The sequence below is a fragment of the Saliniramus sp. genome (assembly GCF_035311605.1).
In the GTDB taxonomy this organism is placed as follows: Bacteria; Pseudomonadota; Alphaproteobacteria; order Rhizobiales; family Beijerinckiaceae; genus Saliniramus.
The window spans coordinates 1-25,049 of the sequence record NZ_DATGCW010000361.1 but is presented as its reverse complement, the minus strand read 5'-3'; the positions used below and the strand labels follow the sequence as shown (position 1 = coordinate 25,049).

Annotated in this window: 23 protein-coding genes and 1 other RNA gene; 11 read left to right on the top strand and 13 right to left on the bottom strand. The window is 65.0% G+C overall.

Annotated features, from left to right (window positions below):
- Positions 1-437 precede the first annotated feature (437 nt).
- From VKP01_RS16110 to VKP01_RS16085, 6 genes are all read left to right on the top strand, one after another.
- Positions 438-1,442: an NAD(P)-dependent oxidoreductase gene (locus tag VKP01_RS16110; protein WP_324414100.1), complete on the top strand. Its 1,005-nt coding sequence runs from the start codon at positions 438-440 to the stop codon at positions 1,440-1,442.
- A gap of 2 nt (positions 1,443-1,444) precedes the next feature.
- Positions 1,445-2,863 (top strand): NAD(P)/FAD-dependent oxidoreductase, encoded by a 1,419-nt coding sequence (locus VKP01_RS16105; RefSeq protein ID WP_324414098.1) that lies wholly within the window; start codon positions 1,445-1,447, stop codon positions 2,861-2,863.
- Positions 2,864-2,937: 74 nt separating this feature from the next.
- Positions 2,938-3,267: an AbrB/MazE/SpoVT family DNA-binding domain-containing protein gene (locus VKP01_RS16100; RefSeq protein WP_324414096.1), complete on the top strand. Its 330-nt coding sequence runs from the start codon at positions 2,938-2,940 to the stop codon at positions 3,265-3,267.
- On the top strand, positions 3,264-3,653 hold the full coding sequence (locus VKP01_RS16095; protein ID WP_324414094.1) for a type II toxin-antitoxin system VapC family toxin: 390 nt from the start codon (positions 3,264-3,266) through the stop codon (positions 3,651-3,653). The genes VKP01_RS16100 and VKP01_RS16095 overlap by 4 nt, the downstream gene beginning before the upstream one ends.
- 79 nt (positions 3,654-3,732) lie before the next feature.
- Complete coding sequence (locus VKP01_RS16090; RefSeq protein ID WP_324414092.1) at positions 3,733-4,905, top strand: isovaleryl-CoA dehydrogenase; 1,173 nt, start codon at positions 3,733-3,735, stop codon at positions 4,903-4,905.
- 202 nt (positions 4,906-5,107) lie between these two features.
- Entirely contained in the window at positions 5,108-6,022 is a 915-nt protein-coding gene (locus VKP01_RS16085; protein WP_324414090.1) for an MBL fold metallo-hydrolase, read from the top strand.
- Positions 6,023-6,116: 94 nt separating this feature from the next.
- Here VKP01_RS16085 and VKP01_RS16080 read toward each other — a convergent pair whose 3' ends face one another.
- A complete protein-coding gene (locus tag VKP01_RS16080; RefSeq protein ID WP_324414088.1) occupies positions 6,117-7,673 on the bottom strand; it encodes a 2-isopropylmalate synthase in 1,557 nt (518 codons plus the stop codon).
- A gap of 525 nt (positions 7,674-8,198) precedes the next feature.
- Here VKP01_RS16080 and VKP01_RS16075 point away from each other — a divergent pair.
- Positions 8,199-9,029, top strand: coding sequence for a hypothetical protein (locus tag VKP01_RS16075; protein ID WP_324414086.1), 831 nt, complete (start codon positions 8,199-8,201; stop codon positions 9,027-9,029).
- Positions 9,030-9,103: 74 nt separating this feature from the next.
- Positions 9,104-9,475: a hypothetical protein gene (locus tag VKP01_RS16070; RefSeq protein WP_324414084.1), complete on the top strand. Its 372-nt coding sequence runs from the start codon at positions 9,104-9,106 to the stop codon at positions 9,473-9,475.
- A 36-nt stretch (positions 9,476-9,511) separates the two neighbouring features.
- Here VKP01_RS16070 and VKP01_RS16065 read toward each other — a convergent pair whose 3' ends face one another.
- The 4 genes from VKP01_RS16065 to VKP01_RS16050 all read right to left on the bottom strand — a co-directional run bounded on the left by VKP01_RS16065 (position 9,512) and on the right by VKP01_RS16050 (position 14,002).
- On the bottom strand, positions 9,512-10,258 hold the full coding sequence (locus VKP01_RS16065) for an NUDIX hydrolase (protein ID WP_324414082.1): 747 nt from the start codon (positions 10,256-10,258) through the stop codon (positions 9,512-9,514).
- Complete coding sequence (locus VKP01_RS16060) at positions 10,255-11,172, bottom strand: PhzF family phenazine biosynthesis protein (RefSeq protein WP_324414080.1); 918 nt, start codon at positions 11,170-11,172, stop codon at positions 10,255-10,257. Before VKP01_RS16060 ends, VKP01_RS16065 begins: the two co-directional genes overlap by 4 nt.
- Before the next feature lie 58 nt (positions 11,173-11,230).
- Positions 11,231-12,385 (bottom strand): endonuclease/exonuclease/phosphatase family protein, encoded by a 1,155-nt coding sequence (locus tag VKP01_RS16055; protein ID WP_324414078.1) that lies wholly within the window; start codon positions 12,383-12,385, stop codon positions 11,231-11,233.
- Between the two features lie 66 nt (positions 12,386-12,451).
- A complete protein-coding gene (locus VKP01_RS16050; protein ID WP_324414076.1) occupies positions 12,452-14,002 on the bottom strand; it encodes a DegQ family serine endoprotease in 1,551 nt (516 codons plus the stop codon).
- 313 nt (positions 14,003-14,315) lie between these two features.
- On the opposite strand from VKP01_RS16050, the gene ffs reads away from it, so the two are divergent.
- Both ffs and VKP01_RS16040 read left to right on the top strand, forming a co-directional pair.
- Positions 14,316-14,412: signal recognition particle sRNA small type (gene ffs, locus VKP01_RS16045), an RNA gene on the top strand.
- Positions 14,413-14,486: 74 nt separating this feature from the next.
- Positions 14,487-16,553 carry a DNA polymerase III subunit gamma/tau gene (locus VKP01_RS16040; RefSeq protein WP_414706597.1) on the top strand — a complete coding sequence of 689 codons (2,067 nt, stop codon included), beginning with the start codon at positions 14,487-14,489 and terminating at the stop codon, positions 16,551-16,553.
- Positions 16,554-16,576: 23 nt separating this feature from the next.
- Here the strand turns inward: VKP01_RS16040 and VKP01_RS16035 are convergent, their stop codons facing one another.
- From VKP01_RS16035 to VKP01_RS16005, 7 genes are all read right to left on the bottom strand, one after another.
- The gene (locus VKP01_RS16035) at positions 16,577-17,083 is read right to left on the bottom strand and encodes a GNAT family N-acetyltransferase (RefSeq protein WP_324414072.1); all 507 of its coding nucleotides are present in this window, start codon (positions 17,081-17,083) and stop codon (positions 16,577-16,579) included.
- Between the two features lie 111 nt (positions 17,084-17,194).
- On the bottom strand, positions 17,195-18,205 hold the full coding sequence (locus VKP01_RS16030) for a methyltransferase (protein WP_324414070.1): 1,011 nt from the start codon (positions 18,203-18,205) through the stop codon (positions 17,195-17,197).
- Positions 18,206-18,396: 191 nt separating this feature from the next.
- Positions 18,397-18,903, bottom strand: a complete 507-nt coding sequence (locus tag VKP01_RS16025; RefSeq protein ID WP_324414067.1) for an OsmC family protein — start codon at positions 18,901-18,903, stop codon at positions 18,397-18,399.
- A gap of 197 nt (positions 18,904-19,100) precedes the next feature.
- On the bottom strand, positions 19,101-19,586 hold the full coding sequence (locus VKP01_RS16020; RefSeq protein WP_324414065.1) for a peroxiredoxin: 486 nt from the start codon (positions 19,584-19,586) through the stop codon (positions 19,101-19,103).
- Between the two features lie 126 nt (positions 19,587-19,712).
- Positions 19,713-22,715, bottom strand: a complete 3,003-nt coding sequence (locus tag VKP01_RS16015) for a DUF2339 domain-containing protein (RefSeq protein WP_324414063.1) — start codon at positions 22,713-22,715, stop codon at positions 19,713-19,715.
- 101 nt (positions 22,716-22,816) lie between these two features.
- Positions 22,817-23,077 carry a hypothetical protein gene (locus VKP01_RS16010; RefSeq protein ID WP_324414061.1) on the bottom strand — a complete coding sequence of 87 codons (261 nt, stop codon included), beginning with the start codon at positions 23,075-23,077 and terminating at the stop codon, positions 22,817-22,819.
- 97 nt (positions 23,078-23,174) lie between these two features.
- The gene (locus VKP01_RS16005) at positions 23,175-23,612 is read right to left on the bottom strand and encodes a protein tyrosine phosphatase (RefSeq protein WP_324414059.1); all 438 of its coding nucleotides are present in this window, start codon (positions 23,610-23,612) and stop codon (positions 23,175-23,177) included.
- A 410-nt stretch (positions 23,613-24,022) separates the two neighbouring features.
- On the opposite strand from VKP01_RS16005, the gene VKP01_RS16000 reads away from it, so the two are divergent.
- A complete protein-coding gene (locus VKP01_RS16000; RefSeq protein WP_324414057.1) occupies positions 24,023-24,796 on the top strand; it encodes an outer membrane protein in 774 nt (257 codons plus the stop codon).
- Positions 24,797-24,869: 73 nt separating this feature from the next.
- On the opposite strand, the gene VKP01_RS15995 is transcribed toward VKP01_RS16000, so the two are convergent.
- On the bottom strand, positions 24,870-25,049 hold a 180-nt coding region (locus VKP01_RS15995), incomplete at its 5' end, for a helix-turn-helix domain-containing protein (RefSeq protein ID WP_324414056.1).

The window sequence follows — 25,049 nt, the reverse complement described above, 5'->3', positions numbered from 1 at the left end:
AGGGCGAACTCACCGCGCCGGGCGCCGGCGCGCCGGTGCGCTTCGTCGATACGCTGGGGGGCTAGAGGGCGATCCGACTCTAACTCGACCCGTCAAACGGTCAGCGCGTTCACGGTCCGACCCTCGCCGCCGGGAGCGGGTGGCCACCCGTCCCGGCAATCCGTTCTCGCCCATTCGGCAGAGAAAGTCATAAGACAAGCGCATTCCGTCAGGTGGATACCGGCTGACGGAAAAATGATGCGCCAAACAGTAACTGAGGGCGCCCGGCCTGAATCCGACAGGTCGGAATGCGCTCTGAGGGTGGGGATGAACCCGGGTGCAAAACCACCAGTGCCGGCGTTTCTCCCCACCCTCAATCCCTCTCCGCCGGGGAGAGAGGTTGCGGCGTGCACTGCATGAAGGGCAAACGTAACAATGCAAGCTTGGAGAGGCTTCACTTGGCTATCCTGATCATCGGCGGCGCGGGTTTCATCGGGCTTAACCTTGCGGAGCAATTGCTCGCTGCAGGCCGCGCCGTGACCATTCTCGACCGCGCCCCGCCCCCGCGATCTGCCCGCGACGCCTTCGCCCGTTTGCCGGGAAGGCTCACAATCGAAACCGGCGATACCCTTGATCATGGGCAACTGAGCACCTGTGTCGCGCGCCATCGTGACGGCGTGATCTACGGTGCGGCGATCACTGCGGGGCCGCAGCGCGAGGCGCGCGACGCCTCGATGATCCTCGCGGTCAATCTCGGCGGGCTCGTCGCCAGCCTTGAAGCCGCGCGCGAAGCGAGCGTGCGCCGCGTGATCAACCTGTCTTCCGCCGCTGCCTGGGGCGCGGCGGGGGCGCGGCATCCGCGTCTGATCGAGGATGAGACACCGGAAGATCCGCGCGCGCTCTATCCGATCACGAAATTCGCCGGCGAGCGTTTCTGCGCAAGGCTCGCGGAATTGTGGGGCGCGGATATCCGCTCCGTGCGGCTGTCGGGCGTGTTCGGACCGTGGGAATATGATACGGGCCTTCGCGACACGCTGAGCCCGCAATGGCAGATCCTCAAGGCGCTTGAAGCGGGCGAGAGCCCGCTCCTGCCGCGCGAGGGTCAGCGCGACTGGCTGTATGCCCGCGACGCCGCCCGCGCCGTGATCGCGCTGCTCGACGCGGATGCCCTCATGCATGACCTCTACAACATCGCCCCCGGCGCCCCCACGGGCTTGCTCGACTGGGGCCGGATGGCGGCGAAGGCGCTCGGCCTGCCCGAGACGCATTGCCGCCTTGCGCAAGCGGATGAAACCGCCACGATCGATCTGCACATGCCGCGTGATCGTGCGCCGATGGACATCGCCCGGCTGGTGGCCGATACCGGCTTTGCTCCCGCCTTCGACGATGCGGCGTCGGTGGCGGATCTGCTCGCATGGCGCGCCGCTATTGCTGCGGGTGCGGCCTCGGAGGAACGGGAATGAGGATGGAAGAGACCGCTCTCGCGCAGCTGGAGACGCAGGTGCGCGCGGATCTCGCCAAGATCGCGCATCCGCGCATGCCCTGGCTCGATCCGGTCAGCGGGCCGGATGGCCGCCCGGCCCATGACGTCGTGATCGTCGGCGCCGGCCAGAGCGGCATCGCCACGGCTTTCGGGCTGATGCGCGCGCGGGTCGAGAATATCCGCGTCATCGACAAGGCGCCTCGCGGGCTGGAAGGGCCATGGCTGACCTATGCCCGCATGCATACCCTGCGCAGCCCGAAGGATTTCACTGGCCCCGATCTCGACGTGCCGAGCCTGACCTATCAGAGCTGGCACGAGGCCCGTTTCGGCGAGGCCGATTGGGAAGCGCTCGATCTGATCCCGCGCGAATACTGGGCAGAGTATCTCCTCTGGGTGCGCGACCGAACCGGCATCCCCGTCGATAACGAGACCGCACTCACCGACATCGCCCCCGCCGGCGATCTGCTCCGGCTGACGCTGAAGAGCGCTTCCGGCGAGGAAATCGTCCATACCCGCAAGCTCGTCCTCGCCACGGGCCAGGAGAGCACCGGGCGATGGTGGATGCCGGAATTCGTCGAGAACCTGACCGCCCGGTTTCGCGCCCATACCGCCGACGCCATCGATTTCGACAAGCTTGCAGGCAAGGTGGTGGCCGTGCTTGGCGCCGGCGCATCGAGCCTCGACAATGCGGCGACGGCGCTCGAAGCGGGGGCGAAATCCGTGCATCTGTTCTGCCGACGTGCCCGACCGCAGGTGGTGCAGCCCTATCGCTGGATCACTTTCGCCGGCTTCATGCGCAATCTCTCCGATCTCGACGATGCCTGGCGCTGGCGCTTCATGCGCCGGGTCCTCTCCCTGCGCGAGGGCTTTCCGCAGGCGACCTGGGATCGCTGCGCCCGCCACGACAATTTCCACCTGCATGGCGCCGCCGCCTGGCAGGATGCCCGGATTGATGCCGACGGGCGCGTCGCACTCACCACGGCGCAGGGCCCTTTCACCGCCGATTTCCTGATCTGCGGCACCGGCATCGAGAACGACTACGCCGCCCGCCCGGAACTCGCGCGCTTTGCCCACAACATCCTCAGCTGGGGCGAGGCCTATACCCCGCCGGATGCCGAGCGCGACGAACGACTCGGGCGCTTTCCCTATCTCGCGCGCGATTACAGCTTCATGGAGCGCGAGCCCGGCGAGACCCAATGGATCCGCCATATCCATCTGTTCTCGATCGCCTCCACCATGAGCTTCGGCGCCTCCGGCTCCTCGATCAACGCCATGACCAGCGCCATCCCCAAACTCGTCAACGGCATCACCGGCGGGCTTTTCCGCGATGATGTCGAGAAGCACTGGGCGAATTTCGAGGCCTATGACGTGCCGCAGGCGGTGATTCGGGGCGTGGAGTGAAGGGGTTGCATTAGTATCCAGGACGCACTATTTTCTTACCTTGGTCTTACTTTTAGACTGAGGGAATTGCAGCCGTGACGGCACAAGGTAAGACATTGGGCGGCAAGAGGCAGCATTCGGATGCTGAAGGACGGGCACTGACGATGCGCACCACGCTCTCGGCCAAGGGCCAAGTGGTTTTGCCCAAGGCCGTGCGGAACCACAAGCAATGGCCGAGCGGGACGCGGTTGCTCGTCGAGGAAACCGCTGATGGCGTATTGCTCAAACGGGCCCCGGCCTTCCCAGCCAGTACTATTGATGAAGCGTTCGGCTACCTTGCAGTCGATGGTCCCGCGCGCAGCATCGAAGAAATGGATAAAGCCGTCCTGCGCGAGGCCAAAAGGCAATTCTTGGATACGAAATGATTTCAATCGATACCAATGTGTTGGTTCGTTTCTTCGTCCTCGATGATCCGGATCAGGCAGCGCGGGCACGGCAACTGATCGAGCACAACACGATCTTCCTTAGCATGACAGTATGCCTCGAGACTGTGTGGGTGTTGCGTAGTGTCTTTGGCCATTCGTACCCGCGCATCTACAAAGGGCTACGGGTTTTTGCCGGGCTCCGTCAGGTCACCGTGGAATCCCCGGAACGACTTGCAGCGGCACTCGATCTTGCCGATGCCGGCATGGATTTCGCTGATGCGCTGCATTGTCTGGCTGGCGGCGAGGAGATCGCGTTCGCCACATTCGACGAGCGTCTGATCAGGAAGGCCCGCGCCGCCGGCCTTTCCGGCGTCCGCGCGCCCTGAACGCACCAAAGCCGCATATGACAGGGCGCGGGGGGCTGCTATAAAGCGGCAAAAGCCATATGTGGAGGAGACCCGTCCCATGATTCCCAATGCTGCGCCCGCCTTCAATTTCGATCTCGGCGATACCGCCGATGCCATCCGCGAGACGGTCGCGTCCTTCTCGCAGGAAAAGATCGCCCCGCGTGCGGAGGCAATCGACCGCGACAACCAGTTTCCCCGCGATCTCTGGCCGCAGATGGGCGAGCTCGGCCTGCACGGCATCACCATCGCCGAAGAGGACGGCGGCACGGGGCTCGGCTATCTCGACCATGTCGTGGCGATGGAGGAGATCTCGCGGGCATCCGCCAGTGTCGGGCTCTCGTATGGCGCGCATTCAAACCTGTGCATCAACCAGATCGGTCGTCACGGTACGGCGGCGCAGAAGGCGAAATACCTGCCCAAGCTGATGAGCGGCGAGCATGTCGGCGCGCTCGCCATGTCGGAGCCGGGCTCGGGCTCGGATGTGGTCTCGATGCGTACCAAGGCCGAAAAGAAAGGCGACCGCTACGTGCTCACCGGCAACAAGATGTGGATCACCAACGGCCCCATCGCCGAGACGCTGGTCGTCTATGCCAAGACCGACCCGGATGCCGGCCCGCGCGGCATCACCGCCTTCCTGATCGAGAAGGGCATGAAGGGTTTCTCGACGCATCAGAAGCTTGACAAGCTCGGCATGCGCGGCTCCGATACCTGCGAGCTCGTCTTCGAGGATTGCGAGGTGCCGGAGGAAAACGTGCTCGGCCAGGTCGGCAAGGGCGTCAATGTGCTGATGTCGGGCCTCGATTACGAGCGCGCCGTGCTCGCCGCCGGGCCGCTGGGCATCATGCAGGCCTGCATGGATATCGTCATGCCCTATGTGCACGAGCGCAAGCAGTTCGGTCAGCCGATCGGCACCTTCCAGCTGGTCCAGGGCAAGGTGGCGGACATGTATGTCGGGATGAATGCCTGCAAGGCCTATGTCTATGCCGTCGCCAAGGCCTGCGATCGCGGCCAGACCACCCGCGAAGACGCCGCCGGCGCGATTCTCTATGCGGCGGAAAAGGCCACGCAGATGGCGCTCGACGCGATCCAGCTGCTCGGCGGCAACGGCTATATCAACGAATACCCCACAGGCCGCCTCCTGCGCGATGCCAAGCTCTACGAAATCGGCGCCGGCACCAGCGAGATCCGCCGCATGCTGATCGGGCGGGAATTGTTCGACAAGACGGCGTGAGCGTTGCACGCTATGGTCCCCGGGCGCGTTCGTATTCGGGCGCGCCCCTTTTATTGCAGGGTTGACTAAATTAGTTTTGCCTAATATATCGAATGTCAACGCGGTCGAAGGGCCGCCCGGGCAGCGCTTTCGCGGGGTTCCGGGCCCTTGGCAGGGCCGCATGACGACACATCGATCAGAAATTACAAAGGGAGTTCACCCGATGCAGAATCTTCTCAAGGAGCGCGTCGTCCGCCATTCCCCCTCGCGCGGTCCCGGCAGCCCCGATGTCTGGGGCATCTATGAGCCCGATACCGGCTCCATCCAGTACATCGCCGCCGACCCGGCCACCCGCAAGGCGGCTGTGATCGACGTGGTCTGGAATTTCGATCCCAAGCATTACCGCCTCGATACCGGCTCGATGGACCAGGTGCTCGATATCGTGCGCGAAAACGGGCTCACCGTCGAATGGGTGCTCGACACCCACCCCCATGCCGACCATCTGATGGCCGCCGCCCAGCTCAAGCAGAAGACCGGCGCGCCGATGGCGATCGGCGAGAAGGTGGACGCCATTTCGAAGATCTGGGCGGAGATCTACAACCTGCCCGATGCTTTCGATCCGACCCGTGATTTCGACCATCTGTTCAAGGAGGGCGAGACCTTCAAGATCGGCGAGATCGAGGCCCGCGTCATGCTCTCGCCCGGCCACACGCTCGGCTCGATCACCTATGTGGTGGGCGATGCCGCCTTCGTGCACGACACGCTGATGTATCCCGATGCGGGCACGTCGCGCGCAGATTTTCCCGGCGGCAATGCCTCGGAACTCTGGGACTCGATCCGCGCCATCCTCGACCTCCCTGGCGAGACGCGGCTCTATGTCGGCCATGATTACGGCACCGCAGAGCGCAAGGAGCCGATGTGGGAGGCGACCGTCGCCGAGCATCGCGCCGACAACATCCACGTCAAGGACGGTGTCACCCGCGAGGCATGGATCGACCGTCGTGAGACGCGCGACAAGACGCTGGCCCTGCCCGACCGCATTCTGGCGGCCCTGCAGATCAATCTGCGCGGCGGGCGTCTGCCCCCGGCCGAGGATGACGGGCGCCATTACGTCAAGCTGCCGCTCAACCGCTTCTGAAACGAGACGGGCCGGATCACAACGATCCGGCCCGTTTCGTTCTGTATGAGACGCGCGCCCGACCCGATTCAGGCTTCTCCCGGCGCGCGCTTTCCTATTCCGCCGCGTGCTGGGCGTGCAACCCCTCGCCGCGCGCCATCAGCTTGTTGAGCGCCGACAGATAGGCCTTGGCCGAAGCCACGAGCGTATCCGGATCGGCGCCGCGCCCGGTCACCGAGCGGCCATTGGCATGCAGCCGCACGGACACCTCCGCCTGCGCATCCGTCCCCTCGGTCACGGCGTGGACCTGATAGAGTTCGAGCACCGCCTCGTGCGGGACAAGCGTGTTGATGGCGTTGAACACGGCATCGACCGGTCCGTTGCCATCCGCCTCGTCGGCACGGATATCACCACCGATATCGAGCTTGAGCAGCGCCCGCTGCGGGCCACGCGTGCCGGCGATCACGGTCAGCGAGACGACGCGGATACGCTCATGCGCCTCGGCCAGCTTCTCGTCGACCAGCGCCTCGAGATCCTCGTCATAGATGGTCTTCTTGCGATCGGTCAGGGCCTTGAAGCGCACGAACACGTCCTGGAACTGGTTGTCGGAGAGTTCGTAGCCCATCTCCTCCAGCTTGTTCTTCAAAGCGGCCCGCCCGGAATGCTTGCCGAGCACCAGCGAAGTCTTGGAGACGCCCACCGATTCCGGGGTCATGATCTCGTAGGTCTGGGTATGCTTGAGCATGCCGTCCTGGTGGATGCCGCTCTCATGCGCAAACGCGTTCCGCCCGACAATGGCCTTGTTGTACTGCACCGGGAAGGAGGTCGCGTGCGCCACCGCCTTCGAGGCCTTGGTCAGCATCTCGGTGACGATACCGGTCTCGTAGGGGAAGGCGTCGTTCCGAGTCTTGATCGCCATCACGATCTCTTCAAGCGCCGCATTGCCCGCGCGCTCCCCGATCCCGTTGATGGTGCATTCGATCTGGCGCGCGCCGCCGGCGACACCGGCCAGCGAATTCGCCACCGCCATGCCGAGATCGTTGTGGCAATGCACCGAAAAGACCGCCTTGTCGGAATTCGGTACGTTCTCGCGCACCTTGATGAACAGATCGCGATACTCTTCCGGCGTCGTATAGCCCACCGTATCAGGGATGTTGATCGTGGTGGCGCCGGCCTTGATCGCGGCCTCGACGCAGCGGCAGAGGAAGTCGAATTCCGTGCGCGTGCCGTCCTCTGCCGACCATTCCACGTCGTCGACATGGTTGCGCGCCCGGGTGACCGACGAGATCACGTGCTCCAGCACGGCTTCCGGCTCGAGCTGCAGCTTGAATTTCATATGCACAGGCGAGGTGGAGAGAAAGGTATGGATGCGCGGGCGCGCAGCATGGCGCACCGCTTCCGCCGCCCGGTCGATATCCTTGTGCGCGGCGCGTGAGAGACCGGCCACGGTGGCGTTCTTCACGAGCGACGCGATTTTGGAGACTGCCTCGAAATCACCGATCGAGGCAATCGGGAAACCGGCCTCGATGATGTCGACGCCCATCGTGTCGAGCAATTCGGCGACTTCGAGCTTTTCGCCCAGCGTCATCGTCGCGCCGGGGCATTGCTCGCCGTCGCGCAGGGTGGTGTCGAAGATCAATACGCGGTCTTTGGCGGTGTTCTGGTCGGCCATGTCATCGTTCCTTGGTCGTATTGCCCGTTATTCTGATTGTGCGGGCGAAACTCTTCGGTGGCGGAGCATCACCTGTCGCGGGATGCGTCACGTCAAGGTGGCAATCGCTCTCCCCTGAAGGCCAAGGCGCAAAGCCCTGCCGGCCCTCAGGGGCTGATAAGGAGAAGCAGGCCGAGAAGAAGCGCGCAGGCGGCGAGCGGCGCGCAGGCGGGGGCGCGGACAGGCGCTGCAACGCAGGCGCTGCCTTCAATCGTCTCGCGCTGTGAGCCGGCCATCGCCAAGGCTCGTCTCCCGTATCTCGTCGCATCCGGATCATGCCGGATCATTACCAATCCTCTGTAAACCTTTCGTGAGCGTGGCTCAAGACGCAATTTTGATGCAGGGCCCGCCGCCAATGACGATAGCGGGTTGCCAAGCGGCGAAATCTCTCCAAAGTTGTCTGATCGACAACGATTGCCACGCCGGCGGGCGTCGGTGAATTGCCACGTCTTGCAAGCGTGCGCGGAGCTGCTGAACGGGGTCGTCATGAGTGCCGAGGTCAGAAGCTGGTTCGGTCCTGCCGTCGCCAATGTCGCGACCCATCCGGGTGTGCGGGCCCTCGTCGCGAAATGGCTCCAGATCCGCGCCGAGCGCGAGCCGCTGTTGAGCGACTTCTGGAACACGGCCGATCAGCAGATGATGGATTCGTCGATGCTGTTCATGAAGCTCGACGATGATTACACCTATCTGCATCACGGACGCTATCTGTGCGAACGCATCGGCTTCTCCATGCAGGGCCTGTCGCTGCGCAATCTGCGCACCCGGGTGCGCAGCCAGCTGATCGAGCTCTATGACCGGGCGACGAGCCAGTTCGATCTCATCTATTTCCAGTCCTTTGCCGATTTCGCCCAGGATGTCGTGCTCTGGGGCCGGTTATGCCTGCCCTTGCGCATGAAGGAAGGCGACGACCGCGTCCTGCTGCTGGTCTTCTGCCACATGATCGAGGACAAGGCCTCGCTGTTCAGGACGCTGTTCACGCATTCGCGTTACGGCATCATCGTCACCTGGCCGATCTACAATGCCAAGCGCCAGATCGACGATGCCTGGATCATCAACCAGAATGCGGCGGCCATGCCGATTACCGGGGTTCAGGATCACACCGCGGACGACCTGATGCTGCGGGCCGGGCCGGTTTTCTCCGATGATGCGCTCTGGCGCCATTTCGCGCGCGGCGTTCCGGGAGGCATGGTGTCGGCAGAGATCAGCGTCAGCACCTCCGGCAGCCGCTATATCGCCTCAGGGGAACTGATCGACGATTACCTCGTCTTTCATTTCGCCGAACAGAAGCCCTTCGATGAGAGCTTCGTGATCGGGTGAGCCGGCGCGGACCACACGCTTGACTGTCACGCCCCGATGGTTTCGGCTGTGATCTGCGATCAGGAGGGCAAACGATGATTCACCACGCCGAAAGCCGCAGCAAGCGCGGCTTCATGTGTGTTCTGGGGCTGGCTTGCCTTGTGCTGGCCGGTTGCAATACGCCCGGCCAGCCGGAACCCGTCGATGCCGGAACGACGGGTGGCGAGACCGAGATTGCGGCAATCGCCGGGCCGCAAACGCCTGATACGACCTGCGGACGCGCCATAGACGATTTTGCCGGCCTGCTCTCGCGTGATCTCGCCAACGGCATGGTGGCGCAGCGGGTCCATGACGAAGCGATGTCGGATCTCGAAGTGGCGGCGAGCGCCTGTCGTGCCGGTTCGCAGGATCAGGCGCTTTCCGCCCTGCGTGCGACGCGGATCCGCCACGGCTATCCCACCGGGTAGAGCCGACCGGCACCCGCCTTCCGGCCGGGCGTCAGGTCACGGCAGCGTTCCGGTGAAGGCGCGGGCGAGATAGGCGCGCATGAAATCCGGCAGGGCGGCGCTCATCAGATCATCCTCTTCGCCGATCACTTCGATTCCTGCGAGTTCCGGCTCCGCCATGCTCTGGCGCGCCGCTTCGCCGTGCCGTGCGAGATCCGCCGCCGGCAGCAAATCGAACCTTCCGACGCGAATCAGCGCCAGATGGCCGCCACGGCGCAGCATGTGCCAATACGGCTCGAGCACGCTGCGATCGGGCGCGAGCCCGGTCTCCTCGGCGAGCTCGCGCAGGGCTGCGGCGGTGAGATCGATGCGCCCGTCATCGGCGACATCCCCGGGATCGGGGGTGCCGGTGGCGAAATAGAGCGCGCCGGCATTATCCGTATGGGCGCCCATCCGCCCGACGAGGTACCGCCCGGCCCGGTCACGCGGCGCGATGGCGGGAAAGACGTTGACGGCGAACCCGTCGGGAAAGCCGGCTGCCTTGAAGGCCCGAAAGGCGCTGTAGCGCACGGGCATGAAATCGATCGCGAGCATGCCGTCGCACCCCGCTGTTGCGGATACGCGATGGGCGAGCAGCACTTCGCCGTCAAACAGATGCGGATTGCGCGCTCGCGCGGCGTGCCATTCCCGCGCGATCATCGAGGCATTGCGCTTTGCCCAGGGCCAGCGCGCGGGAACAAGGCGCGCATGGATGGCAGCGATGCGCGCGATCGAATAACCGAAATCCCCGCGCGATTCCGTCACGGCAAGAGTTCACCGCGTGCCACGAGCACCGCGTCGCCACCGATTTCCGCGCCGACGAGCGCCCCGTTCTCGACAATGAGCTGCAGCCGGATCAGGCTGGGGCGGCCCATCGCATAGCCCTGCTCGATGACGACATGATGCGTGCCGTCGCCGAGCGGCTCGTATTCCATCAATGCGCCGGCCAGGGCGGCTGCAGCGGAGCCGGTGGCCGGGTCTTCGGCGATCCCCATGCCCGGCGCGAACATGCGGCTGTAGAAGGAATGCGCCGGATCGACCGTGCCGGCGCTGTAAAGGTAGACCTCCCCGGCATCGCCGTCACGCCCGAACACCTTGTCGAAATCGGGCCCCGGACGCGCCCGTTCCACCGCGTCCCGCGAGGCGAGCGGCACCAGATCGAAGGGTACGCCGGCGGAATGGCGGCTCGGCAGATGGCGGTCGAAACCGATATCGGCGGGATCGAGCCCCAGGGCCGCTGCCGCCGCGTCCGGCGCCGGACCCTCCCCCAGATATTCCGGCAGGCGGGGCAGCCTGAACCGAGCATGGCCGTGATTCTCGCCCCGTTTTTCCATCACGCAGGGGACGATGCCGACACGCTCCTCCAGCCCGAAGGCATGGGCGGGCACCTCGGCTGCAGGATCGCCACCGTCATCCATCAGCCCGAGCAGCACAGCGGTGCCCACCGTCGGGTGGCCGGCGAAGGGCAGTTCGCGGCCCGGCGTGAAGATGCGCAGACGCGCCTTGTGGCGCGGCGATTCGGCGGGCAGCACGAAGACTGTTTCCGAGAGGTTGAATTCACGCGCGATCGCCTGCATCCGGGTCGCGTCGAGATCATCGGCCTCGTGCACCACGGCGAGCGGGTTGCCGGCGAAAGGCGTGTCGGTGAAGACGTCGAGGATGCTGTAGGGACGGGGCATGAAGGGCTCTCCTTGGGAAAAGTGAACGGGCGGGAATGTGGCGCAAGCGGTCTGGGCCTCAGCCGGGATCCGGGACTGATTCGGCCCGATCGCTACGGCGTGTTTTCGGAATCGTCAGGCTGACCGCGACCGGACAATGGTCGCTCGCCTGCGGGCGCAGCCAGCCGATACGCGGATAGCGGTCGGCGCGGGTCGAGAGCCAGGCGATCGAGCGGTCGGGATGGGTCGGGTCGAGGGGCGTCGCATAGCCAAGCCCGCGCCGCACGATCTGTGGGCGCGAATCGGGATTGGCGGCGGCGAGCGCCGGCGAGACCAGAATGTGATCGAGCTGGACATGATGCTCGACCGGCACGCCCTCCGGCCCCTCGCGATCGCGGTGATACAGCGTCCAGCGTTCGATTTCCGGCAGGCTGGCGGTGACATCGACGGCGAAATCCTCGAACAGCGGATCGATTCCCGAAGGCAGGGTCGGCACGATCTCGCCACCAGGGCCGATCGAAAAGCGGTGATCGTTGAGATCGCCCAGCACGATCCAGTTCGCTTCGCGCCAGCCGTCACCGAAACGCGCCTCGACGATGGCACGGATGGCGCATGCCTCGGCCCGGCGCAGGATCCGGGTCTGGTCGCGCCCGTCGGCGGCATAGCCCATGGATTTGAGATGGCAGATGAACAGGGTCAGCTCACGATCGCCCAGATCGATGGCGATCTCCAGGCAATCCCGGTTGAACACCCGGTCATCCGGTCCGATGCCGAAGCGCGCCAGTGCCGGGTCGTAGACACCGAGCGAAGCGAAACTCGCCTGCGCATATGATGTCGCGACGATCGCAGCCTCATCGGCAACAAGTCCCCTGCGGGCAGCGAAGGCGCAGTCGATGCCGCGCGGGTCGTTTCCCGACAGAAGCCGCAGATGGCCGTAGCGGAGATCTGAGACCGCATGCACGTAGTGCTTCATGAAAGGCGCGAGCACGCCGATATTCTCGACTTCCTGAAGTGCGATGATATCGGCTCCCGTCTCGGCGATGGCGAGCGCCGTGGCCTGGCGGTCGTCATCTTCCAGCGTCATCGCCATCGAGGCCTGGGCCTGCGCGCGCATGGCCGGATCGGCGAAATCGAACATCGCGAGCGCCGGGGCCGTCTGGGGCCGCCGGCGCGGGCCGTAGACGTTGCGCGAGACGAGATTTTCAACATTGAACGTCGCGATGCGCAGTTTCATGGGCCGATCCTGACGCGATCCGCGCGGGATCGCATCAGGAATTTTGCGGCATTCACCGCTGCGAGATCACTCTTCGAGCGAAAGCGCCACGAAACGCACCTCGCCCTGCGCATTGGCGATCAGGAACAGCGCCGAACGCCGCCCGTCTTCGCTGATCGCCGCGAGCCGGTCGAGCACCCCGGCGGGAGTCTCGACAGGCTCCTGGCCGACTTCGAGAATGACGTCGCCCGGCTGAATGCGCCGGTCGGCAGCGGCGGAATCCGGGTCGATCTCCGTGACCACGACACCCTCGACTCCATCAGCGATGGAGAAGCGCTCACGCAAGGCGTCGCTCATCATCATCATTTCCATACCCAGCGCATCGGCATGCGCTTCAGGCACGTCTGCGGGCGGGCGATCGCCGCGCGTGGCCATCTCACCTTCAGCCAGACGCCCGATCTCGACCTGGATGGTGACCTCCTCACCACGACGAATCACCTCGACATCGACCTCCTTGCCGATCGGCGTGGAGGCGACGATGCGCGGCAATTCGCGCGAGGATGCGACATCCTCACCATCGAAGCGCACAATGACGTCACCGGTCTCGATACCGGCGTCATTGGCCGGCCCTTCCGGATCGACCCCGGCGACGAGGGCGCCGCGCGCGCGCTCGAGGCCGAGCGCTTCCGCCGTTGTCTCGTCGACATTCTGGATGCGCACGCCCAGCCAGCCGCGCCGGGTTTCGCCGAATTCGCGCAACTGCGTGATGATCGGCTCGGCCAGCGAGGTCGGGATCGAGAAACCGATCCCGACGGAACCGCCGGTCGGCGACAGGATCGCGGTGTTGATGCCCACCACTTCGCCGTTCATGTTGAACAGCGGACCGCCGGAATTGCCGCGATTGATGGCGGCATCGGTCTGGATGTAATTGTCATAGGGGCCGGTATCGATATTGCGCGCCCGCGCCGAGACGATACCGGCGGAGACAGAACCGCCGAGACCGAACGGGTTGCCGATCGCCACGACCCAGTCCCCGATGCGCAGGTCCTCCGAATCACCGAAGCGCACCGCCACCAGCGGCGCGTCGACCTCGACCTGGAGCACGGCGATATCGACCTGCGGATCACGACCGATCACCTCGGCCTGGCGCGTGGTGCCGTCGGCCCAGATCACCTCGATCTCGTCGGCTTCGCCGATGACGTGGTTGTTGGTGATGACGATGCCTTCCGGATCGATGACGAATCCGGAGCCCAGTGAATTGGAACGACGCTGGCGTGGGGGTGGCGCTTCCTGACCACGCCGGTTGAAGAATTCCTCGAACAGATCCTCGAAAGGCGTTCCAGGCGGCAATTGCGGGAAGGTACGACCTTCGCTGCGCGTCGTCGTCGCTGCCGAGATATTGACCACCGCCGGCATCACGCGCTCGACCAGATCGGCGAAGGATTCGGGTGCGCCGGGGCGCGGCACGGGAGACAGCACCTGCGCCTGTTGCGTCGGTGGCGTCACTTCGCTCGTCTGCGCGAAGCCGGGCACGGGCAAGACGGGCGTGAGTGCGAGCGCCAGCATACCGGCGAGAAACGCACGCGCATGTCGCTGCAACGGCGCCTTGGGGTGTGCGGCTTTGGATCTCTGGATCATCGAATCCCTCTGTCTCATTGAGCGGTGAAGGGTTGGCGCAGCCCCGAGGCCGCGATGGGCGCCCCGACAGCGTAAGCGCATGGCCTGCATCATTGCACAGATCGGCAGAATAACGGCAACCGTGTCGCAAACGTGCGAAAGATTGTTTCGTTCCACATGACGTCCTGTCCGCCGTGCCGTGCCGATCCGGTTCCACCGAACCTGGTCAGTGTCGAACCTGTGTCCGACGGGAGCGGATTGCAAGCACCCATCGATCCGCGTGATCGATTGTGACACCCTTGTCAGGGGCCTTCATAACTGTCATATCGCGATCGGGAGGTTGGCGAGGGACGTTTCACTCGCCAACCGGGTCAGGTCCGGAAGGAAGCAGCCCTAACGAGACCGAGCGGGTTCTCGTCCAACCTCCCACCTGTTTCCCCGGCGGATTCGGTGGCCGAAACGGTTTCGGCTTGAGCCCGGCCCTCGCCTCGTGTCCAATAGGCGCATGAACGAATTCGAGCCCGGCGTGACAGATTCTTCCGGCGAAGCCGAGCCGGCGCTCGCCGGGCTCGCGCCGCCGCGCCGCGACGATGCCGCCGGCTACCGCGTCCTTGCCCGCAAGTACCGCCCGCGCGATTTTGACGATCTCATCGGCCAGGAGGCCATGGTGCGTACGCTCTCGAACGCGTTTCGCACCGGGCGCATCCCCCAGGCCTGGATGCTCACCGGCGTGCGCGGTGTCGGCAAGACCACCACGGCGCGCATTCTCGCGCGCGGCCTGAATTATCAGCGCCCCGGCCATGACGACGGCCCCACCATCGATCTGGCCGAGCCGGGCGAGCATTGCGAGGCGATCATCGAGGGCCGCCATATCGATGTGATGGAAATCGACGCGGCCTCCAACAACAGCGTCGAGAATGTCCGCCAGATCAACGATGCCGTGCGCTATTCGCCGGTCTCGGCGCGCTACAAGGTCTATATCATCGACGAGGTGCACATGCTCTCGGGGGGCGCGTTCAACGCCTTCCTGAAGACGCTGGAAGAGCCTCCGCCGCATGCGAAATTCGTCTTCGCCACGACGGATATCCACAAGGTTCCCGTCACCATCCTGTCGCGCTGCCAGCGCTTCGATCTGCGCCGGGTGGGCGCCGACCGGCTGGTGGCGCATCTCACGCGGATCTGCGGCCTCGAAGGGGTCACCGCCGATCCCGAGGCGCTGACCGCGATCGCCCGCGCCGCCGAGGGCTCGGTCCGTGATTCGCTCTCGCTGCTCGATCAGGCGATTTCCCACGGCGCCGGCACGATCACGCCCGACACGGTGCGCGACATGCTCGGGCTGGCCGATCGCGCCAGGGTGATCGATCTGTTCGAGGCGGTGATGCGCGGCGATATCGTGCAGAGCTTTTCGCTCCTGGCCGATCAATACGGCGCCGGCGCCGATCCCGCCGCGATCCTGCGCGAACTCGCCGGTTTCACGCATCTGGTGACGCGGCTCAAGCTGGTGCCGGATGCCGCATCCGACCCGGCCCTGACCGAGGCCGAGCGCAAGCGCGGGGCCGAACTCGCACAGGATCTCTCGGTACGGGTGCTGTCGCGCAACTGGCAGATGCTGCTCAAGGGCGTCGCCGAAGTCGAATCGGCGAGCCGCCCGATCGCTGCCGCCGAGATGGTGCTGGTACGCCTGGCCCATGTCGCCGATCTCCCCACGCCCGACGAAGCTTTGCGCATGCTGCGCGAGGATGCCGCCGGCGCGTCGGCAGGCGGTGGTGGCAGACCTTCGGGCGCGCCAACGGGAAGCCGCGGATCGCAAGACAGCGGATCATATGGCGGCGGCGCGCATGGCGGCGGCGCGCATGGCGGCTCGTCATCAGGCACGCCCGCTCCCGTTTTCGCGCCCTCCGCTGCGGACGATCCCGTCCCGGCCCGCATGCTCGCGGGCGATGCCGGCGTCGGGCCGTCGCAGGTCCACCTGCAAGCGCAGGCCGATGATGCCGTAGCCCAACCCCGCCCCGCGCTCAGCGCCGTCCCGGCATCGTCGCCAGCGCAGCGCGATGCCGCCGCCCGTGCCGCAGCGGGGCGTGCCGACCCTGCCTCCGCCGCCGGGCTGCATCTCGCGCGGTTCGAGGATCTCGTCGCCCTCGCCGAAGAGAAACGCGACATCGTCATCAAGGCCGCACTGGAGCGCGATGTGCGGCTGGTGCATTTCGAGGACGGGCAGATCGAATTCGCCTACGCCGAGGGGGCCCGCCGCGACCTCGCCCCGGAACTGATGCGCAAGCTCGCCGACTGGACCGGTCGGCGCTGGGTCGTGGCGCTTTCCTCACAGCCGGGCGCGCCGACCCTGCGCGAGCAGGCCGAGGCGGCGGAGCGCGAACGCAAACGCGGCGCGGCGGATCATCCGCTGGTGCGTTCGGTGCTCGACAATTTCCCCGGCGCCCGCATCGTCGATGTGCGCGCCCGACCCGGCGCCGATGCGGATGTCGATCTTGAAACGTCGGAAACGGGCCTCGCCGAAACCGCCCCTCCACCGCCGGATGACGATGATGACGAGGACGGCGCTGCGCTGTTGTAGAACGGGCTCGCCCCGCGTCCCGCTCAATCGAAGCGATAGGCGATCTTGGTGAGGCGGGTACCGGCGACGGTTTCACTGCGGCTGGCGATGCGCTGTCCGCCCATCGCCTGGTAGAAGCCGCAGGCGCGCTCGTTTTCCGCAAGCGACCAGACGAGCACTGGCCCCGCATGGCGGTTGCGCAGATCGGCGCGGATCGAACCGAACAGGCGGCGCCCGAAACCGAGTCCCTGATATTCGGGGCGAAGATAGAATTCGTCGATTTCACCGGCGGCGGCAATGCTGCTGTCGCGGCAGCGACCGTAACAGGCATAACCGGCAATCTGCTTGCGGATCTCCAGCACTGCGATCGGACGGGGGCGCTGCAGTGTCCGGCGCCACCAGAGCGGCCCGCGCCGCTGCACCAGGCGTTCGAGCTGAATTCCGGGGATGACGCCGCGATAGGCCTCGCGCCAGGCCTGGTCGAAGGCCTGGGAGATGCCGCGATAATCGGCAGGAACGGCAATGCGGATGGCGGTGACGAGTTCGCTCATGGAATCAGATTAAGCCGGCACAAGCTTGTGCGAAAGCGGATTCTGTGTGTAGACGCCGGATTGCGGCGCCGATCACGCCCCCTGGTCGTGACCGGCACCGCCGCACCATCATCAGGCCGGCTTCACCGCCTTGGCGAGCATGGTCATTTCCGGGATCATGGTCTCGACCGAGGCATCCTTGAAGCCGTGACGCTCCATGGATTCGACCAGCCAGGCATCGTCGACGGAGCGGGCCTGCGGCGTGAACGCCGTGTGCTGCAACTGCCACAGGGCGGCGAGTTTGGGCCCGGTGCGATCAGCGCAGACGATGAAATCATGGATCAGCAGCGTGCCGCCGGGCGCCAGATGGTCATAGGCGCGCTTGATCAGCCCCTCATGAGTCTCGCCGGGTATGCCGGAGAGCAGATACGACATCAGGATCACATCCTGATTGCGCGGCCAGTCGGCCTTGAGACCGTCAGCCTCGATATAGTGAATGCGATCACTCAGGCCCGCCTTCTCGACGAATTCGCGTCCGATCGCAGCCACGTTGGGGAAGTCGACCACAGTCGCGGCGAGTTCGGGAAAAGCCTTGCAGAAGGTGATCGCAAAGGCGCCGGTACCGCCGCCCACATCAAGCATGCGCTTTGCGCCCGACAGATCGAGCGCCTTGACGAGCTGGCGCGCGGGACCGAGCGACCCGGCATGCTGACTCTCGGAATAGAGACGCGCTTCCGCCGGATCGGAAAACCATTCGGCATAGGAGCCCGTCGCCTCTGCCGGGAGCTTGCCGCTCAGGGCGTCCTCGACCTGATCGAGCAGACCGTACATCTGCTGACCGACCTGGCGGCACAGGTAATCGCCGAAATCGTATTTCGCACCCTTGACCAGAAATGCCTCGGAAGCGGGTGCATTGGAGAACTTTCCGTCATCCACCGCGACGAGACCGAGTCCGGCGAGTGCGGTCAAAAGGGTTTCGGCACGATCCGGATGCAAACCGGCAGCCTTGCCGAGTTCGGCGGCAGTCTTGGGCCCATTGTTCAGATGCGTGAACAGGTCGAAATGCAGCGCGGAAAACAGCGCCTTCGACGCCATGAAACCAAAGGCAATTTCCGAAATTTCATCGGCACGGGTGCGAAGCATCCCTCCATCTCCTCGATTGTTGCTGATGCCGCATGGTAGTGCGCTGCGACAAAAAATACCAGCAAGCATTTCGGGAAAACATACAACCGCCTTTCCGGTTGCATCTCCAATGCAATCACAACAGAGTGAACGCGTCCCGCCACCATTCCGGGGCGGTAGAAATGCTTGTGAGGCAAGGCGTCGGGCGAATCTCAGGCGCGCGCGACGACGATCTCCGGCACGCAGGTCAATGTCTGGAAGACGACGCAGCGCGCACGCGTGGCGGCGATCAGGGCGTCGAGAGTCGCATCATCGGCGTCGCTGGCGATCCGAAAGACCAGCCGGATCGCCGAGAAGCCGACCGGGGCATCATCGGCGATGCCGAGCGAGCCGCGAAAATCAAGATCCCCTTCCGCCTCGATCTGCGCATCGTCGAGCACAATCCCTTCCCTGGCCGCAATCGCCTTGAGAGTCACGCCGGCACAGCCGACCAGCGCCTCCAGAAGCATGTCCTCCGCTGACCGATCGGCCCCGGTACCGCCCGTGGCGCGATGCAGGCCGGTGACGGTGATGCCCTGTCCGGTTTCGACCCGGCAGGCCACGCCTTCGGGATCGACGCGCCCGCGCGAGCGGAAAACGACCTGTGCCGAAGCCGGATTCGCGCTGTACTTGCGCTCCAGCGGCCTGCGACGCGCCAGCAGATCGGAGGCTTCCATCATCAGGACCCTTCAACAACCAGAGATATTAATATTTCAAAATCTGAGACCAGCCTCGCCCCCCCGTCCAGCGGAATTCATGCAGGGCGCGCAAAGGCATATTCGCATGAAATTGTCCGGACAATCCTGCTTCTCCGGACTGAAGAAACAAGCGTGCGTGCATCGATGCACGCACGCATTGCAAAATCATGCTTTTCTGATCAGAGCTGGCCGAGAACCACGTCGGCACTGGTAGCATCCGCCTGGCCCGGCGCCGGCTCGACCGCCATCCAGGTGACGGTGCCATCCTCGACGATCATGGCGTAGCGCTTCGAACGAATGCCGAGCCCTCCGCCGGTCGCATCGAGTTCGAGACCGCTCGCCTTGGCGAATTCGGCACTGCCATCGGCGAGGAATTCGATCTTGCCTTCACCGCCGGACGATTTCGCCCACGCATCCATGACGAACACGTCATTGACGGCTGTCACCGCCACGGCATCGACACCCTTGTCGCGGATCGCATCGAGATGGCTGATGAAGCCCGGCAGGTGGTTCTTGTGGCAGGTCGGCGTGAATGCGCCGGGGACGGCAAAGAGCACGACCTTGCGGCCCTTGAAGACCTCCTCGGTCGTCTTCGGCGCCGGGCCTTCGGCGGTCATGGTGCGGAATGTCGCGGCGGGGAGCTTGTCGCCAACCTGGATGCTCATGAATCTCTCCGTGATCTGCTCGCGCAGGCATGATCGCATACGCGCAATCGCTTACAGGAATCTACGTAATCATTTTCGTGCCGGGTGGGAACCCCGCAATCGGCCGATGCGCATGCGCGTTGTCGCTCAGCCGTCGCCGGCCGCGTCGTCATCACTGCGTTTTGGCGACGGTACTTCGCGACGCGCACGGCGCAGCAGCCGCTGGTAGAGCAGGCCGACCCCCATGAGCACCAACCCGAGTGCAATGAAGGATGCAGCACGAATCGGCCCGCCGAGCCCCGAGAGATCGACGAAGAAGACTTTGGCAGCCGCAAGCGCGAGATAGCTGGCGGCAATGAGTCGCAGCCAGGGCAGATTGCGCCACAGGCCGAAGGCAAGCGCACCGATTCCGACAACGAGCAACATGGCCGAATAGGCCCATAATTCCGCCTCTCCGGTCGTGCGGAAGTGGCCGATGCGGGGCCCCTGGAATGCCATCCTTATCGCCGCGATGCTCCAGATCGCCTGGAGCAGGAAGGCAAGAACCGCCATCGCACGTGCCTGCAATTCCATCAGGCGTCTTGCGCCGGGACCGCGCGCGCCGTGCTCTGGCCCTGTATCGGTCGTTGCCTGTGCCCGGGCGGCGCGCCGCAGCATCACCGCGATGGTCCCCGCCACGAGAGCGGGAAGCAGATAGGCCGGCAGAAGTGCGTTGAGGAAGCGCCCGCCGGGCACGGGTGCGTCGATGATCAGCGGATTGACGGTGAAAACCAGCCCCGCGCCGGAGATGACGAGTGCGATCAGCCCGAAGACCCGCGCGCCGATCCGGGTGACGGGATCGGGGCGCCCGGAATCGGCTCGCAGGAGGATCAGCGCGGCGCACAGGACGGTAAGCACCGCGAGACCCGCGTCGAGCAGAGTATCGAAACGCGCCGGCGGCATTCCGCCATACAGGGCATGGCGCAGCTGGAAGAAGACGAGCAGCACGGCGAAGACGATGCCGAGCGCCTCCGACAGCCGGGACATTGCATCGCGCCCGTCACGGCTGAGCCAATACCCGGCGGCGAGGAAGGAGGCCGCCGGCACGCCGTAACCCCAGAGCAGCCAGTTGAAGAGGATGGTACGCCCCGGATCGCCATCGACGATGCCGGGATCCCAGAGCAGGCGCAGACCCACCAGAACCGCCAGCGCCCCCACCGCGTATCGCAGCATGCCGATCCCGGTGCGATGCGCCACGAAGGCTGTTCCGGCGCCGGTGAGCGCGAGAGCCACGGTGAGCATGCCACGATCGAGCCAGAAGGTGAGCGCCAGCGCGAGATTGCCCAGAGCCGCAACGGCCGACAGGCTGCAGATCAGCACAATGCCCGGAGTGCCCTTCGGTGCTGCGCCGTCATGCACGGGATGGCCGTCGCGGCCGTGCGCCGCCCCCCCGTGATGACGCGTCGCGAGCACGGCGTAGGCGCTTGCCAGAAGCGCTGCAGCAACGGCGAAAGCAGGTTCGGCGACCCCCGCCATGAGATTGATGGCGCCGGTCATCCGCCAGTTGACGGCGATCAGCACCACGACCGGCGCGGCAGCGAAGACCAGAGCGTAATCGGCAACGATCGCGCCCTGCATCCCGGCCGTCCGGCGCAGACGCCAGTAGCCGAGTGCGGCGGCAGCTGCCGTCGCCGTTGCCGCAAAGGCGACGAAAGACCGGAAGGCCTCCGGCCAGGGCAGATTCCCCACCGGTCCTGGCAGGACCCGTATCGGCTCGCCGAGCGCCTCGCCCGCCAGGGGCCAATCCAGCAGCGTCACGATCAGCGCGGCGACGGCCATGACGCAAACGCTGGACAAGGCCGGCACAGCGCCCGCGAGCAGCATCAGGACGATCATCAGCGCTGAAAAATACAGGGTCGGCGCCCCGCCCGGCAAAAAGCTCGTGGCCAGGACAAAAACCGCCAGAATGCCCAGAAATACAGCCCGCCCGCCCGTATCGACCTGCTGTGCGGAGAGCGGCATCGCGCGATACGGCAAGTAGGCGAAGACGAAGACGGCAAGTGCCGTCTGGATCAGGAGATGCAGGCGGGCCGGCACGGACGGGCCGTCGAGCATCGGCACTGTCCAGAAAACGGCGAGCGCCGTCGCCGCGAGCGCCAGACGGCGCCAACCGCGCAGCCATGCCAGCGCCTGCGCCGCAGCCGTGACGACGAAGAAATACGGCACCAGCGGCCAGGTCTGCCCGCTTTCCCCGCCGGTCAGAATCGGAACGGCGAAGGCGCCGATCAGCCCCATCGCGGCCAGCAATTGCCCGTGCACGGCTGCGGCCAGCATGGTCGCGAGCCCGACGGCACCCAGCAGCAGGAAGGCGGAGCCCGGGCCGAGAAATCCGTAGAGTGCGAAGGCCGCATATACGGTTGCGAAGGCGCTGGCGGCGCCGGCGGCGGTCAGAGCGGCCGGCACGTGTCCGGGACCGATCCCCGGCAGGGCGAGGGCGTCATCGCGCCGACGCAGGATTTCACCGCCGATCAGCAGGGCCAGCGTGAAGGCCGTCGCAAGCCCGATCCGTGCTGCCGGCCCGAGAAAACCCTGCTCAATCGAGAAGCGGACGAGGAAGGCGCCGCCAAGCCCGAGCGCGAGCGCACCAACCCAGACGGCCCAGCGCGTCCCGAGACGCTCCTCGAGGCTCGCCTCCTGCCGAGAAGGAGGCTCTGCCGCAGCAGGCGCTGCCGACGCGGGGGAAGCCGGCGGTGCTGGCGGTGGCGGTGCTGCCTGCTTGTCCTGCCCGGTCACGTCATCAAATGGCTCGGCCTCGGCGGTTTCTTCGCTAACCGGTTGCTCGGATAAGGGTTCTTCCGGCGTGGCCGCTTTCGGCGTCCCTTCTTCCTGCGATTCCTGTTCGGGAGCCGTCTCTTCCGGCGCGGCCTGCTTCGGCGCCGCCCGCTCGGATGCCGCCCGTTCGGGGGTCGCCTCGCCTGACGCCTCGCCCGTTTCCGGCGGCACATCCCGATATCGGGTCCGCAGGAGCCATTCGATGCGTTCGATTCGGCCCTGCAATCCAGCGACGTCGCGGATGGCGCGGCGCGCCGTCAGGAGCCCCACCACCGCGATGATGGGAACAGCGATCGAAACCAGCGCGGAAATGATCAGAATGACGGTCAAAGCGGCCAATACCTCAACTCCGGAATGCACCCCTCGGATCGGTTACACCGGCATGATTGCCTAACCTCGGGAGGAGCGTGCTAGCGGGCACACGTCAGCGCCGTCATGCTTCACGGCCTTGGACCAGGGGGGCCTTTGCGCGCGCGATCGTTTTCTGCGGATGCCGCACCGGATTTCCCGGCGGCAGCATCCTCCGGGTCATACAACAGCGCCTTACGGTCATTGATCCTGACCGAAAACCGATCGATCCGGGCCTGCAATTGCGCCACGAGGCTCGCAAGCTCGCGCACTTTCACGAGCGCGATGATGGCGATGACCGGCGCGGCCAGGAAAAGCGCCGTTGCCATGAACATCAGGAAGAAATAAGCCATCAAAAGCCCCTCCGGATACGCGTTTCGCTATCTTCTATCGGAAAGGTTGCGACAATGCCACCGCCCCTGATCCATTTCGCCGTGCGCTGGTGCGCCGTCACGCGGCGCGCTGCGGGCCGGGCAGGCGCAGCGCGAAGGGCACACCGGTCGACACTTCGCGCCCGCGCCCGATCGCTTCGATCGCTGCGCGCATGCGCCCGTCTCGCGCGAGGAGATCATCGGCGAGCGCCACCAGCCGCGCATTCGGCGTCGCGAACGGTGCCTGCTTGCGCAGATAAGCCGCGATCATCGCCTCTTCCACCTCGGGCGCGAGCGCACAGGCAGCGATAAAGGCAGCGGCGGGGGAGCGGCTCACTCCGAACCAGCAATGTATCACCAGCGGGCGCAGGCGCGGCCAGCCGGCCACGAATGCGACGAGCCGCGCCACATCCGCTTCCTGCGCGAGGACATAGCCTTCCCGTGGCGCCGTGATGTCATTGATGCCGAGCCGCAAATATTGCGCCCCGGCAATGGAACCACTGTCAATCAGGGGCATTGACGGAGAAACCAGACTGACGAGATGCGAGGGTCGCTGCGCGCCCATGACATCATCAAGATCAGCGAGCGGGCAAACATGAATGACAGACATGATTTTTCTTATCTGCGACGGCGCTTTGCCAGTCAAGCGGCGTTCCGGCCCTGAAATAATCATGCTGCGTGGACCGTCTTCCGGAAAATATACGAGAGCGATAATGCCCGCTCACGAAATCGTCAACTTCCAACAGCCAAGTCACAATCGCGCCACAATTCCGCCACTGCTTTGAACCTCCTTATGGTTAATCAGTTATGAACGTTGCTTCTTTGCAACGAATGCTTTGAAATACGCAAAATTTACGCTTTTCCCACTTCTCGGACCCATCATGTTGCGTTAGCTTGCAGCGAACTCGAAACATAAGGATGCTCACAATGAAGCGTACTCTCCTTGCCTCCACCGCCCTGGCGTTCCTCGCCGTCCCCGCCTTCGCAGCTGACCTTCCGTCACGCGAGCCGGCTCCGGCCCCGCAGACCTACACCGCACCGCCGGTCTTCACCTGGACGGGCTTCTATGCCGGTGTGAATGTTGGCTGGAACCAGAACGAGATGGATGTGCGCAACCGTGGCTTTACGGGCACCGGCGGCGCTGGCAGCTACAACCCCTTCTCGGAGAAGAAGAACGGCTTCATCGGCGGCTTCCAGGTCGGCTACAACCAGCAATTCGACATGTTCGTCGCCGGCGTCGAGGCCGATCTGAGCTATCTCGGCAATCGCCGTGCGAGGGCTTCTACCGGTGTGACCGGGCTCGGAAACAACGTCACCGGCGTCCAGGCGACAAGCCGCCTCGACTGGCTCGGCACGTTGCGCGCCCGCGCCGGCGTCGCGATGGATAACGTGTTCGTCTACGGCACCGGTGGTCTCGCCTTCGGTAATCCGGATCAGCGCCTGACCCTGACCAATGCCGCCGGCACCATCACGCACACCGGCACCAAGGATGAGACCCGCCTCGGCTGGACCATTGGTGCGGGCGCCGAGATCGCCGTGATGGACAACCTGTCCTTCAAGGCTGAGTATCTCTACTACGATCTGGGTCGCAACACGGTACGCGCCAACGTAACGGCGGCCGGTCCGGCGGGCACGGCCAACTCGGCTCGCTTCGAGAACAACGGTCACATCGTTCGCGCCGGCATGAACTACCGGTTCTGAGCGATCGGAAAATCCGAAACGAAAGGGCCCGGAGCGATCCGGGCCTTTTTTCTGCGCGATCCGCTTCCGCCGTTCAGGCGCTCATGCGCCGTTGACCCGGATCGGGAACCGAGACGCCGGCAGAGTTGTACTCGTTGAGCTTGTTGCGCAGGGTCCGGATCGAGATGCCCAGTATCTTCGCCGCATGGGTGCGGTTGCCCACGCAGTGATCGAGGGTGTCGAGAATCAGATCCTGCTCGACCTCCGCCACCGT

Excerpts from the sequence above, each read along its gene's own strand:
- VKP01_RS16105 (WP_324414098.1), top strand. The coding sequence starts at position 1,445 with ATGGAAGAGACCGCTCTCGCGCAGCTGGAGACGCAGGTGCGCGCGGAT.
- VKP01_RS16095 (WP_324414094.1), top strand. The coding sequence starts at position 3,264 with ATGATTTCAATCGATACCAATGTGTTGGTTCGTTTCTTCGTCCTCGAT.
- VKP01_RS16090 (WP_324414092.1), top strand. The coding sequence starts at position 3,733 with ATGATTCCCAATGCTGCGCCCGCCTTCAATTTCGATCTCGGCGATACC.
- VKP01_RS16085 (WP_324414090.1), top strand. The coding sequence starts at position 5,108 with ATGCAGAATCTTCTCAAGGAGCGCGTCGTCCGCCATTCCCCCTCGCGC.
- VKP01_RS16080 (WP_324414088.1), bottom strand. The coding sequence starts at position 7,673 with ATGGCCGACCAGAACACCGCCAAAGACCGCGTATTGATCTTCGACACC.
- VKP01_RS16075 (WP_324414086.1), top strand. The coding sequence starts at position 8,199 with ATGAGTGCCGAGGTCAGAAGCTGGTTCGGTCCTGCCGTCGCCAATGTC.
- VKP01_RS16070 (WP_324414084.1), top strand. The coding sequence starts at position 9,104 with ATGATTCACCACGCCGAAAGCCGCAGCAAGCGCGGCTTCATGTGTGTT.
- VKP01_RS16060 (WP_324414080.1), bottom strand. The coding sequence starts at position 11,172 with ATGCCCCGTCCCTACAGCATCCTCGACGTCTTCACCGACACGCCTTTC.
- VKP01_RS16055 (WP_324414078.1), bottom strand. The coding sequence starts at position 12,385 with ATGAAACTGCGCATCGCGACGTTCAATGTTGAAAATCTCGTCTCGCGC.
- VKP01_RS16050 (WP_324414076.1), bottom strand. The coding sequence starts at position 14,002 with ATGATCCAGAGATCCAAAGCCGCACACCCCAAGGCGCCGTTGCAGCGA.
- VKP01_RS16040 (WP_414706597.1), top strand. The coding sequence starts at position 14,487 with ATGAACGAATTCGAGCCCGGCGTGACAGATTCTTCCGGCGAAGCCGAG.
- VKP01_RS16035 (WP_324414072.1), bottom strand. The coding sequence starts at position 17,083 with ATGAGCGAACTCGTCACCGCCATCCGCATTGCCGTTCCTGCCGATTAT.
- VKP01_RS16030 (WP_324414070.1), bottom strand. The coding sequence starts at position 18,205 with ATGCTTCGCACCCGTGCCGATGAAATTTCGGAAATTGCCTTTGGTTTC.
- VKP01_RS16025 (WP_324414067.1), bottom strand. The coding sequence starts at position 18,903 with ATGATGGAAGCCTCCGATCTGCTGGCGCGTCGCAGGCCGCTGGAGCGC.
- VKP01_RS16020 (WP_324414065.1), bottom strand. The coding sequence starts at position 19,586 with ATGAGCATCCAGGTTGGCGACAAGCTCCCCGCCGCGACATTCCGCACC.
- VKP01_RS16010 (WP_324414061.1), bottom strand. The coding sequence starts at position 23,077 with ATGGCTTATTTCTTCCTGATGTTCATGGCAACGGCGCTTTTCCTGGCC.
- VKP01_RS16005 (WP_324414059.1), bottom strand. The coding sequence starts at position 23,612 with ATGCCCCTGATTGACAGTGGTTCCATTGCCGGGGCGCAATATTTGCGG.
- VKP01_RS16000 (WP_324414057.1), top strand. The coding sequence starts at position 24,023 with ATGAAGCGTACTCTCCTTGCCTCCACCGCCCTGGCGTTCCTCGCCGTC.